Source organism: Serratia sp. LSHTC3, assembly GCF_057197125.1.
This window is the reverse complement of sequence record NZ_JBXUNP010000004.1, coordinates 246,975-260,512: the sequence shown is the minus strand read 5'-3', so window position 1 is coordinate 260,512 and position 13,538 is coordinate 246,975. Positions and strand designations below refer to the sequence as shown.

Below are 13,538 nucleotides of genomic sequence, written 5' to 3'. Positions count from 1 at the left end.
AACGAACTGATTATTAGCAGTAATTATTGTTTTCCGTCAGCCGTTTAGCGCAATGATATCAGCGGAGGCGGTCTGCTTCCTCTGCGCGAAAGATAAAGCCGTGCAAATCAATTGATTAGGTTTTTCTTATGGAAAAGTGAACACAAAAGCCGGTTTTATGTTTACTTTTATGTTGACCAAAGCCGATTTCATGGGCTACTGTTCATGCAAGCTGAAGTTTCTCTTTACGATCAAAACACGGAAGCCGACAGTTTTTATAATAAAAAGCTCAGAGGGGGCGTTGCCACACTCTGAGCATAATGGATAGCTTGCTACCGACACCAGGGACCCTAACCACCATGGCCGTTTGTCTGCGCGATCGGCTCATTCTTTTGCATTGAATCCCCTTTTCGAGCGTCTAACACTCCCCCGTTATCGGAGGAGTGCATTACCGCGTTCACGAAAATCAGAGCGATTTCTGTGATGCCAGCGGTTTTTGCGCCCGGCTGAAGACCAGTTTAAGCAGCCAATACAGCAGGCTGGCAGCGACCAGGGAATTGATGGTCGGTACGCCCCATTCGGTTGCCAGGCCAACGGCGCCGCCGGCGATGCTGGCGACGATCGCCGCCCAGCCGATAGTTGGCGTTTCGTTCGGCAGCTGGCCGGTCCGGCGGCTCTCATCCAGGATCTTGCGATGGCTGCGCAGCAGATAATAGTCCACCAGCATGATGCCGATAATCGGCGGGAAGACCACGCCAAGCACCGTCAGAAAGTCGACAAAGCGGTCAAGAATGCCCAGCACCGACAGGGTGGTGCCCAGAATACCGATCACCAGCGTAGTGTAGGTGTACTTCAGCTTCTTGCCGGTGATGCCTTCCACCGCATTGACGATGCCCAGCGAAGAAGAGTACAGGTTGAGATCGTTGACGCGCAGGGTGGAAAACACCACCACCAGCAAACCGGCGCCGCCGGCCGCTTGCGACATGATGGTGACCACATCCGCGGTGCCCAGGGTTTTGGCGATCAGGATCGCCAGGCCGTTCACCACGAACTCGCCGGCGATAATGGTGAAGAGCGTGACGCCGAGCACGTGCTTGCCGTTTTTGGAGTAACGGGTCAGATCGGGGGTCATCAGGCTGGCCACGATGGCGCCGCCGACGACGATGGTGATGCCGGCGCTGATGGTCAGCGGCTCACCCGGCGGCGCCAGCTGGATGATCTCCTGCAGGTTATGGCCGGAAAGCGCGGTCACCGAAATATAGGCCACCAGCATGATGAACATCGGCACCGCGATACGGGCGGCGATGCGCAGCGCCTTGAAGCCGAATGCCACCAGGATGGTCAATAGCGTGCCCGAGAGCCCGGCGGCCAGGCCGAAGCCCAGCTTATTGCCGAGCGCGAAGTCGAGCGACTTGGCGAAAATGGCGTTCTGAATGCCGAACCAACCCAGCAGGCTGACGGCAACCACCACGCCTATCAGCACCGAGCCCAGACGGCCGAAGCCGCACCAGCGCGCCAGCAGGCTGCCGGAAATGCCTTCGCGCATGCCCGCCAGCCCCAGGCCGTAGGTCACCACGCCGAAGATCAGGCTGCCGACGAAGATGGCGGTGAAGGCGTCAATCAGCGTCATGGAATTGCCGAGTACGGCGCCGAGCATGAACTGGTCCAGTGCGGTCAGCATGCCCATATGCACGATGGCCACGCTTAAAAACGAAACTCGTTTATCCTGCGGCACCCGGGTGAGCGGATAATCTTCGATCTTTATCACGGTGAGATCTTCCTTGCGGTTCAAATAAACTGAATGCCTTTGGTTATCAGGCGATCGGGAATGTAGTTATCCAGATTGGCGTATTTGCAGTATTCCTCAAATTGCTGCTGAGTATGCACGTTGGCCTTCTGGTAAATGTTATAAATGCGGTTTTCGATGGTCTTATTGCTGACATTATAGATTTTGGCGATCTCTTTCACCGTAAATCGTTGCAGCATAAGGAAAATAACATCGAGTTCGGCACGGGTGAACAGCTCGTTATTGACTTCGGTGGTCAACACGCTGGGTTTTTGCTGATTGATGTACTTCAGCGGTGACAGGCTGTTCATCGGCTTGGCGTTCCAGATCACGCCAATCACCTGTTTGTCATCGTTGTACACCGGCAGCTTTTCGCTGATAAACGGCGTCAGGCTGTCTTTGCCGTACCAGTAGTGCGTTTCTATGACCGTGACCCGATCGCGCGCCGCTTCGGTCATTTTGTCATGCTCGATAAAGTCGGCGGCGGAGTCGGCCCAGTCGGCGGGGAACTCGTGGTCATATTTGCCGGCGACGTCGAAATTCAGCGGCGTATTGGTATAGAGATAAGCGGCGCGGTTCATATAGAGGTGGCGGGACAGGTGGTCTTTGATGCCCCAGGGTTCGCTCAGGTGCTCCATCATGGTGATGAGGCCCTTAAAATAAGATTCATTATTTTTATGTGATGAACCCATACCCACCTCTGTGCCGCTCAGGCCGCGTTACAGGCTTTTAGCCAGATAATGGCGGGTGTGGCGATGCGCATAGTCGCCCAGCTCGCCGTAGACCCGGTAGCCCAATTTTTCGTAGAAGCCTCTGGCCTGGAAATCGAAGGTATCGACATAGGCCATATGGCAACCGCGCTTGCGGGCTTCTTCTTCGGCCAACTCCATCAATTGGCGGCCATACCCGCTTTTGCGGCATTGATCGCCAACCCACAGATATTGCACTTCCAGGCCGCCCCACCAGGTGCGCGCGACCAGGCCGCCGACGATCTGCTGGTTGTCGTCGGTAACGGTCAGGAACAGCGGGTGAATGTCTACGGGCTGGGTTTTGTGATTGTGCGCCCAAAGGCTGTCGATAACGAACTCTTCATCCTGCGGGTTGGGTTTGTCGGTGATATTAATATTCATTTTTAATATAATTCCCTGATTTAATTATTCAAAACTGAACTAGGCGCTTTCGCCCCAACCGCTTCTAATATCACTTTCGTTAATGTATTTCAAGGGTGGTTTTCACCCTTTTCCGCCTGGTGAACGGGCGCTTATGATAGGCGCCACAGGGAGAAGAAAATAGTGAAACAGGCGGTATTAAAACGCTGAAATGCCCTGCTTACACCATCTTTTCCTACTTGCGCCTCACCAGGGCCCCACCGGGAAAACTGCAGTACTGTATGGCTCCACCGGATAGAGCAAGCTCACTTGCCGACGGGGGAGCCACTTTGTTTTTTGACGCGCCCGCCCGCGGCCACCGTTCTCTGTCTCAGATATTAAACACTCTTCTTATCAGAAGATATGCGCTGCAGATGAAAATGTGGCCGATGCCTTCTGAGCCGCGAATTCAGTCTTCTGCGATGACGCTGCCCAGCGCCGGCTCGATGGTCGCGCCCAGCATGGCGCCGTGCCCTAAGGCGGGCCATTCCCGATAGCCGACGGTGAAACCGTCGAGCTGCGCCAGCTGTTCGGCCAGCAAATGCGTTGCGTCCGCCGGCAGAGCGGGGCTCTTTACACCGGGCGGGGCCGCGCGATCGCGTTCCGCCAGGCCAACCCACAGTTGCAGCCTTATCGCCGGCGCCGCGCGCCGTTCCGTCATCTGCTGCGCTTCTTGCAGGATCATGCCGTTGCCCCACCACAGCGAGGGTTCCACGGCGATATAGCGCTGAAAGGCGGCAGGATGGGTAAACAACGTGTGCAGAACGAAGAGCCCGCCGTAGGAGTGCCCCCACAGCGTCTGCCGCTGCGGATCGACCGCCAGTCTGGCGGCGATCGCCGGTTTGATCCGAGTTTCAATCAATTGCAGGAACGCATCCGCGCCCCCGCCGGCCCGCGGCGGTGTCTTCATGCCTGCCGGCAGAGGGAGCGTATAGTCGTAGGCGCGGCCGGCGGCATCGATGCGCAGATCGTTGTCATAGCCGATCATGACCAGCACCGGCGGCCGCTTCGCCGCCGCCAATTTGGCCAGTAAGGCGGCGTTTAACTCCATCAGCACCGCGTTGCCGTCGAGGAAATAAACCGTTGGATAGCCGCCCGGCTCAGGCGCCCGATGCGGTTGGGCGATGCGAACGCGGTAATGCCGTCGGCCATCGGCGGAGGTGAAGCGCAGGTCGCTGAAGCGGTAATCCGCAGAATCGCTATCGGCTACGGTAGTGCCGATCTTGCGTTCCAAATCGGGCCTGGCCAGCACGGAACCCGGCAGCCAAAGGCCGATGGCGAGCGCCAGAAGCGCAGAGATAAAATGCCGGTTGGACAAAAACATGCGGGTTAGCACCTTCGGAAAAAGGCCGATAGTAGCATCCGTTCGCGCCCGGCAAAAACCTACCTTTAGGGCGGACATTCCGGCCGCGAATGGCGGCCAAAACCCGGAAGAGGGCCGCCAGTTGCTTTGCCGGGTTAATAGCAACTCATTGTTATTATTGGTAAGTCAGGAATAAGAGAGATTGCAATTAATTAGAAATGATTATGGTTTTTATGGGGAGGGGAATGGCGAATAGCGGGGGAAATACACGGTTATCAACGATTTTTAGCAAAAAAAGCCCTATAAAATAGGGCAAAGACACACAACAACACCAGGGAAACTTTCCGGTATCTTATATTATAGCTTCCTATACATATAGAACATTTTATTATAAATATGTAAGTGATTCTTATTGATTATTTAATGCCATTATTTTTCAAATGGTTATGTGGTCCGGCTGAGGTATTGCGCCTGGGCCGGTTGCGGGCTATCAGGGATAGGTGGCGGGGTTTTTCTGTAACGGCGGTATGAACAAGCGAGATCATGGGCCCGATACCTTCAGGGCAATACCGGCCGGCAGGTTGCGAACATGTCGGCCGGTATTCCTCTCGCGCTGGGCACTGCGCCGCCCGATCTTCCCTGTGGGCGTCCGGTGAAAATCAGTGCTGCTGCAGCGTCAGCATCTTGCCAAGCAAAATATCGGTCGGCGGCAAAATATCCGTATCCAATCCGGCGGAGGGGGTAAAGGTTAGCTCGCCAAAAATGATCTGGCCTTGCGAGATGTAGAAATCAACGCGAACAAACTCAAAGGGCGCCGACAAGCGAGTGGCGTACTCAAACAGCTCATCATATCCCTCAGGTTTCACGAAAGCGTCTATCTCCTCCTGGCTCAATGCCAGACAGTCTTCGCTATAGCAAAGGAACTTGAACTCTTTGTCGAAGAAGTAATATTTTGGCGTCCCGGTATCCCTGCCGACGCACAGCAAGGTGCAGTAAGGCACACCGCGGAAACAATAGATTTTATAGTCTTCAGGCCCGTGACCATTGGTCGATTCGATATACTTTTCCCCAATGATCTTTTTTTGTATCCCTTTGTAGTTGAGTTCTACATAGGTTTTCCAGTAATCGTCTTTCATCCATCCATCGATCAGATGAGAGGCGCTTTTAATGTTCAACGATTGTTTATTTTGGCAAATTAAATTATACCCTGAACCGTGGTTTCCCTTAATGACAAATTTATCAGGCAGCGTTTCCCACGGTATTTCCTGCACTGAATCACAGGAAAAATACAACTCATTAAGAATCTCTTCGCATCCCTTTTCTTTGATGTACTCTCTCACCGCATATTTATCTGCACATTGAGTCACTAATGCGTTATTACTGTAGCCATTCAACTTAAGATGATTTATTTTTTCATTCCAGGTTGAGGGTGACTGTAAATTCAGCGGTTTGCCAAATGCCCTTTTGTATATCAATCTGGCCTTGAACTCGGGGGCTAATACGGCCAGCTGATTCAGAATAAACTTCTTGAATTGTCTCTTCATATACGTAATTCCATCAAAGCATAGTGACAATGATTAAGACGTTCTTGTATTTAAAACGCGGGCGGTACGCTTTCACTGCGCCATTGAATGGCTGTCGGCGTTGTTCCCAGATCAAATGGCTTGTGGTCTAACGCCCGATTAAGAATGCGGGCCGATCGCCAGGCCATCAGGCTCAGCTGAGGATCGGCAATGCCGTGATTATGCATACTGGCGTTCATCGCAAATAAGCAGTTCTCCGCTGGGCCTTCCCACTCAAAGGTAAAGTCTGGGGCTATGCGGTATTCACCGTCCGCAGTCTTTAACAACCGGTGGGCCAAAGGCTCAAGGAACTCAGGCGTCGCCGATTGATAACCGGTGGCAAAGATCACCACGTCCGCCTTGAAGGTTTCCTGGCCGTGATCGAGATGATGACGTGTTTCGAGTTGGTAGGCGTTATCCAGCGTGTGTTTCACGGCCGTCAGCGAACGGCTGGGCAGCAGGCGCACCCATAATTTCTCGCGCAGGACGTCGAAGCGGTGGTACATGGCGCGATAAATCGCCAGCAGCGACTCACTGGTGATGCCATCTGAGGTCATCTTCTGTTCGGCCAGCATATGCCGCTTGGCCGCGCTGTCCAGTGAGTAAAAGCTCTCGACGTAATCGGGCGTGAAGTATTCGTTGGCAAAAGCAGCCTCATCGAGCGCATTGTAGTTATTGCGGCGCGATATCCAGTCGAGCTGCGCCGGCTGCCCCCATTCCCCTTTAAAAATATTCAGGAACAGATCTGCGCCGCTCTGGCCGCCGCCGACGATCGCCACGCGTTTGCCGGTCAGATCGGGGTTGCGCAGCATCATTTCGCTGGCATGGAAACAGCGATCGCTTTGCGTCGTCACGCAATCCGGCAACTTTATTTTCTTGCCTATGCCAATGCTGACGTGTTTGGCGTGGAAGACCTTATTCGAGGTGGTCACCACAAACTGGCGCTGCCGATCGTCAAATTCGACCCGCTGAACGTCTTGATTGAATGCCAATGATCCCATCCCGGCGGCGGCCCAGGTGAGGTAATCGGCGAACTCTTCGCGCGATGCGGTGCGCTGCTCCGTCGTCAGGAAACGATAAAATTTTCTGTTTTTTACCAGATAGTTGAGAAAGCTGTAGCGATTGGTTGGGGCAACCGCGCTCACTAAATCTTTTAAAAAGTTGGTCTGCATGCTGCAATCCGCCAGGATCATCCCTGGATGCCAGGAGAAATGAGGTTTGCGCTCAAGGAACTGTCCCGTAAATCCCTCTATTTCACTTCCTAAGGCTGCCAGGCTAAGATTCGACGGGCCAAGGCCAATACCGATGATATCCAAACGCTGATTCATTAATAAGCTCCAGTATAATGAGAATAATACCCAGAAATACGGCTGCAGATAGGGTGGCTTATAGCAACCAGGCTGCCTTTTTCTTATAAGTAAGCTTCACGAATTAAATGTAATTAAAAGGTGTACGGGCCAAAAATACCGCAATTTTAAATGCCCGTTTAGCATTAGGTAGCGCATCAGGCAAAGGCTACGGGCGTATTTCTTTCCATGAAAATCCCTATGAAGGTTTGCGCGTGTATTTAATGAATATTCCTAAGTAAAATTCCGATGTCCCCCTGATTCATCAAGCCATGAAAACGGCCACCAGGGAGGATGCCCACCGTATGAGTTCTTATCTGCTTTTCTGATGTATATGCCATTGCACGCCGGGCTCGGTGTATTCGTTGCTTAGAATAGCCTTAAAATAGGCGCGGGGAAGGTGAAATAACGTGATATTAGAGGCAGGATGCTTTTTGCAAAGATGAAATCGGAAGTGAAATTATGAAATCCGTGCGTTGTAAGTTAATTTTTATCATTTAATTCAATGCTTTATTTTGTTTTTGCGGCAGGGTATCACACTTTTCCACTAAGGTGATACGCACACTTCTGTACCTTTATCTCCTCTTGTTGCCCCCCGAACGGCAATATTTTACCCCGAGTTGCACCCTATGGACGCGGAGGGTTCGCGTTAACTACCGGGGGGAGGGTTCGTTTAATTAATGCCGGACAAAGACTGCCCGGAGAGGGCGCTTGCTCGAGCCGAGTATGAAAAACCTGGCCACGCTGGCGCAACGATCGCGTCCGATCCGGCAGTCTGCCTTGTCATCGTCATTGACCATTCTTACCGACAATAAAAATCTTTTCGTCAGTTCGGGGCATTTTTTCACCCTGGACAGAATGACAACCGTTGCGCCAGAACCGCGAAGACCTGCCAGGTTGATCAATCACGGGAGCTTCAAATTGCTGAGGTAGTCATACTGGGCTTGCGAAATGTCCAGTTCCCCATCGCTGAAAAAGACTTTTATAAACATATCGCCCTGGCCGACGATATCTACACGTTGGTAAGTTCCCGTCACAAAACGGCGCACGATAGCCTGAATGGCATCGGTATGATTAGCAGGAACTGCATTGTTATCCGTGACTTTCTGTTCAAAAGTAATAGGGTGCTCTGCCTGAGGATCGGGACTGTATTGTGCGCGCTTGGCTGCGCTTTCGAACTTGAAATCATTAAAGGCGTTGTGGGTGGAGTTAAACATATCGGCAAGGTTTTTGATATGCGCCGCCATCTGATTCACGACCATGGTTTTATTGGTCACGAAGCGTTTACCCAAATACGTGCCAGTCACTACCGCGAGCTGGGCGGCATTTCTGCCTAAAATGCTGCCAACGCCAGAGCCGGCCCCCGTCCATAATCCCGCGATCAAAACCAGACCGGCTCCGCCGACGGTACTCGACGCGATATTCTCAAAATGCTGAACACGCGCTCCCATTTGCCATGAGGTTCCGGGAAAAGAGACATTAATGCGGTTATCCAGGTGATTAATTCTTCCACCTGGTCGTTGTCCTGACTCAATATTATTGGCTGTCAATCGGCGGTTGTTTTCATCTTTGAGTTCACCCAGCGTAAACGCGATCTGGCCGGTCTCCGTTTTTGTTAATCGAAAGACTTCTTCTGGTGACAGAGACCTGACGAGGATCAGCGCCTCATTCAAAATCTCACGGGTCAAAAAGTTGGCTGACACCCGATTATTCGATTCGTGTTGCGATGTCAGAGCTAAAATTTCATGTGACTTAGGAAATGCCATAATCCCCCCGCCATTACGATATGCACCGTAATGTGATTAGCTTTCTTTATTTTGCTTAATGTCCCAGCCCATCTGCACCGAAGCTCCTTTATTGCCTTGCTTCGCTTGCTCCCAGTATTCCATCGATACTTTACCGGCCTGAAAAGAGTATTCAATGCCTAGCGTGGAACCGTGCTCGACACCGATGAAGTCGGTATGAGTCACTAATACATCTTCCAGAGTAATGCGGGTATATTCCACTTCCTGCCCACCGGCTTTGCAAAGCGACAACTGCACCTTGGCGAGGTGTTTACCGGCCGAACAGTATTTCAATAAGGCAGGTGTCGCTTTATCTATCAGAGCCTGTACGGTCAGATCGCGAAAATTCACTTTACCCGTACCGCCGCCGCTGCCAACGGCCATATTGCCAGGCTGCCGCGCGCCCCAGTTAAAGGAAAAGACATCGATCCATTGCTTGTGATTCGCATTTTTCGATTCGCCATTAATGCCTTCAACTTTTAAAAACATATCCATTGCCATGATTTTATCACCCGATCATTAACGTATTGTTAGGTGCCAGAATGCACTTAGCTCTCTTTATTCTGCTTGATATCCCAACCAGATTTGCTTTCCGCGCCTTTAGTGCCGCTGCTGCCTTGTTCCCAGTAACTCATGGTGACTTTTGACGCCTGGAAGGCGTAATCAACCAGGATCGCATCATTTTGACCGACACCATTAAAATCGGTTTGCGTCACCAGCACGTCTTCGAGAACGATTTTGGAATATTCCACCTGGTTGCCGCCCGCTTTGCATACGGAAAGCTCGATTTTCGCGACATGTTTTCCACTGGAACAATATTTAAGAATGGCGGGTGTAGATTTGTCGATAAGCGCTTGAATACGGAGGTCTTGATAATTCACTTTCCCGGAACCGCCCCCACCGCCGACAGCCATATTTCCTGGCTGTGAAGCGCCCCAGTTAAACGAAAGTACGTCGGTCCATCCTTTATGATTGCTGTCTTGGGACTCGCCCGTCATTCCTTCAACTTTCATATACATATCAATTGCCATTGTCGCCGGATCCTCCATTATTTCGCGTTGGCAGCGGAATAGGTTAAAAATGTCTTATCAATAGGTAAAACTCAGCATAGCCTTATATGAATGAATTAACAGCAATGTCGTTTTTATTCGGAATGTTCCTAGTTTTAATCCAATATGTTTTTATTTAACAAAGTGATACCGTTAGAGGTTCGTGGCTATATTCCATCACCGAATGACAATAAAAAACACTCGATAAACGGAGAATATGAGTGCGCTCGTTTGACGCCTGGAGGATTGGGGGGGGCCTTTTGAGAAAGTGCACCTGTAATGCGAAATTGCACATCCATCGGATGATGCGGTGGCGCTTCAGCGCTGGCCCGCAGGGTGAGGCCTCTGGCCGAATAATCGAACGCAGTTCGATGGAGAGTCCTGTCTCTGAAAAGCAAAAACCCAGCCATAGGCTGGGTTCTCTAAATATGGTGCCCGGACTCGGACAACCGGCGCTGGCGCCGCGTTGAACAGCGCTTCAGCGCTGGCCCGCAGGGTGAGGCCTTTAGGCCGAATAATCGAACGCAGTTCGATGGAGAGTCCGTATCCCAGAAAGCGAAGAACCCGCCATAGGCGGGTTCTTCTGAATATGGTGCCCGGACTCGGAATCGAACCAAGGACACGGGGATTTTCAATCCCCTGCTCTACCGACTGAGCTATCCGGGCAACGGGGCGCATTAAACCGTATTGGCCGGATGGCGTCAATCGCTTTCTGTCACAAAGCCGATCGGTTGCTCTATTTTCAGGCAGCAAGCCCGGAGGGGCGGGGGACGGGGGGATATCCGCATTCAATAAATATGCATATAAAACGTGTATTTATACCATCTTAAAACGCGCGATTTTTGGTTTTTCAATTAAATAACAATGAATTATGCTTTAATCAATGGACGTTCAATCAAGGCGATTCTCGCTTGAACCCTGCAACGAATCATGCAATCATTGCGCAAATTTTAGCACTCTCCGTTCCCTGACGGTGTTTCCGCTTCTTATAAGCCAGAGGGTTATTGGCATGACTGGTTTTGTTGCTCAAGCGCTGCTGCGCACCAGACATCTGACGCCGCCACCGTTCCGCCGTTGTTTCCTCCGCACGTCATCCGCCCGAATACGCCTGCCGGCCATGCGGTAAGGCCGCCTGACGCTCGCTGTTAGGCATGCGTAAAGCCAGCGCTGCGGCCCTGATTTTACTGATGCCTGTCGGACGCTGCCAAGACCAGTTCCCCCGATAGCCGCCTGATGATCCCCGATCATGAGCCGGTCACGCACGCCGCTTATGCTGCCGTGCCCGGGTATCGCTTTTACCGGGATAACCGCGTTATCTCATTACCGTGCCGGTGGCACACCCTCATCCTTCACCGTTTGAGAGTCAGCATGATGAAAGAATTGAAAATCGCGACCAGCGCCAGCCTGGTCGCCACCATTGAGACGCTGCGCCAGATCGTGCGCGTAGAGCAGACGGACTACACTGACGTGGCGGCGGCGGTGGTGTCGGTCGCCGACGTGAACGCCGGCATTCTGGCGCGCTTGCAGGCGACGGGGTTCGACATTCCGACCTTCGTGGCGGTGGAAGGGGACGAGCATCTCTCGCCGGACTATCTGCCGTTTGTCAGTGGGGTTTTTGCGCTGCTGGCCGGCGCCAGCAAGCCGTTCTACATGGCGCAACTGGAGGCCGCCGCCGACGCCTACGAGCAGGCGCTGCTGCCGCCGTTCTTCAAAACGCTGAAGACCTACGTCGAGATGGAGAATTCGACCTTCGCCTGCCCAGGCCATCAGGGCGGCGAGTTCTTCCGCAAGCACCCGGCCGGCCGGCAGTTTTTCGATTTCTACGGTGAAACCCTGTTCCGTTCCGACATGTGCAACGCCGACGTCAAGCTGGGCGATTTGCTGATCCACGAAGGCTCGGCCAAGGATGCGCAAAAGCACGCGGCGCGGGTGTTCAACGCCGATAAAACCTACTTCGTGCTCAACGGCACCTCGGCGGCCAACAAGGTGGTGACCAACGCGCTGCTGACCCGCGGCGATCTGGTGCTGTTCGATCGCAACAACCACAAATCCAACCACCATGGGGCGCTGATCCAGGCCGGCGCCACGCCGATCTATCTGGAAACCGCCCGCAACCCGTTCGGCTTTATCGGCGGCATCGATGCGCACTGCTTCGACGAACGCTATCTGCGTGAGCAGATCCGCGAGGTGGCGCCGGAGAAAGCCGCGGCGGCGCGGCCGTTCCGGCTGGCGATCATTCAGCTCGGCACTTACGACGGCACGATTTACAACGCTCGCCAGGTGATCGACACCATCGGCCACCTGTGCGATTACATTCTGTTCGACTCCGCCTGGGTGGGTTACGAAGGCTTTATTCCGATGCTGAAAGAGTGCTCGCCGCTGCTGCTGGAGCTGGACGAGCACGATCCGGGCATCTTCGTCACTCAGTCGGTGCATAAACAGCAGGCGGGGTTCTCGCAGACGTCGCAGATCCATAAGAAAGACGACCATATCAAAGGGCAAAAGCGCCACTGCAACCACAAGCACCTGAACAACGCGTTTATGCTGCATGCGTCGACCAGTCCGTTCTATCCGCTGTTCGCCGCGCTGGACGTCAACGCCAAGATGCACGCCGGCCCCGCCGGGCGCCGCATGTGGATGGACTGCGTCAAGCTGGGCATCGAGACGCGCAAACAGCTGCTCAAGCGCTGTTCCCAACTGAAACCGTTTATTCCGCAGCAGGTGGCGGGCAAAGATTGGCAGGATCACGATACCGATCTGATCGCCAACGACGCGCGTTTCTTCACCTTTGTGCCGGGGGAAACGTGGCACGGCTTTGAAGGCTATGCCCAGGATCAGTATTTGGTCGATCCGTGCAAGCTGCTGCTGACTACGCCGGGTATTGACGCCGCGACCGGCCAATACACCGAGTTCGGCGTGCCGGCCACCATTCTGGCCAACTTCCTGCGCGAGAACGGCATCGTGCCGGAGAAGTGCGATCTCAACTCGATCCTGTTCCTGCTGACCCCGGCGGAGAACCCGGCCAAGATGGAACAACTGGTGGAGATGCTGGCGCAGTTCGAACGCTATGTCGAAGAGGATGCGCCGCTGAGCGTGGTGCTGCCGACGGTGTACCGCAAGAACGAGCAGCGTTACCGCGGCTACAGCATTCGCCGGCTGTGTCAGGAGATGCACGATCTGTACGTCAGCTTTGACGTTAAGCAGCTGCAAAAGGAGATGTTCCGTCAGGATCATTTCCCGCCGGTGGTGATGAACCCGCAGGACGCCAACGTGGAGTTTATCCGCGACAACGTCGAGCTGGTGCCGATCGGCCAGGCGGAAGGGCGCATCGCGGCGGAAGGGGCCCTGCCGTATCCGCCGGGCGTGCTGTGCGTGGTGCCGGGCGAAGTGTGGGGCGGCGCGGTGCAGCGCTACTTCCTGGCGCTGGAGGAGGGTATCAACCGCCTGCCGGGCTTCTCGCCGGAGCTGCAGGGGGTCTACATCGAGAAAAAAGATCACGGCTGGAAGCGCATCTTTGGCTATATGATCAAGCAGTAAAAAAAGGGCCGGTTCGCACCGGCCCTTCTCATTTCCACGCGGGA

General features: G+C 53.5%; 10 protein-coding genes and 1 tRNA gene. 1 reads left to right on the top strand and 10 read right to left on the bottom strand.

The window, feature by feature from the left end; all coding sequences use genetic code 11:
- Positions 1-445 precede the first annotated feature (445 nt).
- The 10 genes from AC2CGI_RS16870 to AC2CGI_RS16825 form a co-directional block, all read right to left on the bottom strand.
- Positions 446-1,747 (bottom strand): cytosine permease, encoded by a 1,302-nt coding sequence (locus AC2CGI_RS16870; protein WP_004937343.1) that lies wholly within the window; start codon positions 1,745-1,747, stop codon positions 446-448.
- 20 nt (positions 1,748-1,767) lie between these two features.
- On the bottom strand, positions 1,768-2,457 hold the full coding sequence (locus tag AC2CGI_RS16865) for a helix-turn-helix transcriptional regulator (RefSeq protein WP_004937346.1): 690 nt from the start codon (positions 2,455-2,457) through the stop codon (positions 1,768-1,770).
- A 27-nt stretch (positions 2,458-2,484) separates the two neighbouring features.
- Positions 2,485-2,895, bottom strand: a complete 411-nt coding sequence (locus AC2CGI_RS16860) for a GNAT family N-acetyltransferase (protein WP_004937348.1) — start codon at positions 2,893-2,895, stop codon at positions 2,485-2,487.
- A gap of 427 nt (positions 2,896-3,322) precedes the next feature.
- Complete coding sequence (locus AC2CGI_RS16855; protein WP_049189060.1) at positions 3,323-4,237, bottom strand: alpha/beta hydrolase; 915 nt, start codon at positions 4,235-4,237, stop codon at positions 3,323-3,325.
- 638 nt (positions 4,238-4,875) lie between these two features.
- The gene (locus AC2CGI_RS16850; protein ID WP_076740989.1) at positions 4,876-5,760 is read right to left on the bottom strand and encodes an ATP-grasp fold amidoligase family protein; all 885 of its coding nucleotides are present in this window, start codon (positions 5,758-5,760) and stop codon (positions 4,876-4,878) included.
- A 50-nt stretch (positions 5,761-5,810) separates the two neighbouring features.
- Positions 5,811-7,106 (bottom strand): lysine N(6)-hydroxylase/L-ornithine N(5)-oxygenase family protein, encoded by a 1,296-nt coding sequence (locus AC2CGI_RS16845; RefSeq protein WP_015379054.1) that lies wholly within the window; start codon positions 7,104-7,106, stop codon positions 5,811-5,813.
- A 923-nt stretch (positions 7,107-8,029) separates the two neighbouring features.
- A complete protein-coding gene (locus AC2CGI_RS16840) occupies positions 8,030-8,890 on the bottom strand; it encodes a hypothetical protein (RefSeq protein WP_226883070.1) in 861 nt (286 codons plus the stop codon).
- A 36-nt stretch (positions 8,891-8,926) separates the two neighbouring features.
- On the bottom strand, positions 8,927-9,409 hold the full coding sequence (locus AC2CGI_RS16835) for an Hcp family type VI secretion system effector (RefSeq protein WP_076740988.1): 483 nt from the start codon (positions 9,407-9,409) through the stop codon (positions 8,927-8,929).
- Between the two features lie 47 nt (positions 9,410-9,456).
- Positions 9,457-9,939, bottom strand: coding sequence for an Hcp family type VI secretion system effector (locus tag AC2CGI_RS16830; protein WP_004937362.1), 483 nt, complete (start codon positions 9,937-9,939; stop codon positions 9,457-9,459).
- A 608-nt stretch (positions 9,940-10,547) separates the two neighbouring features.
- A tRNA-Phe gene (locus AC2CGI_RS16825) sits at positions 10,548-10,623 on the bottom strand.
- A gap of 705 nt (positions 10,624-11,328) precedes the next feature.
- On the opposite strand from AC2CGI_RS16825, the gene speF reads away from it, so the two are divergent.
- The gene (speF, locus tag AC2CGI_RS16820; protein WP_076741031.1) at positions 11,329-13,494 is read left to right on the top strand and encodes an ornithine decarboxylase SpeF; all 2,166 of its coding nucleotides are present in this window, start codon (positions 11,329-11,331) and stop codon (positions 13,492-13,494) included.
- The last annotated feature ends 44 nt before the right edge of the window (positions 13,495-13,538 follow it).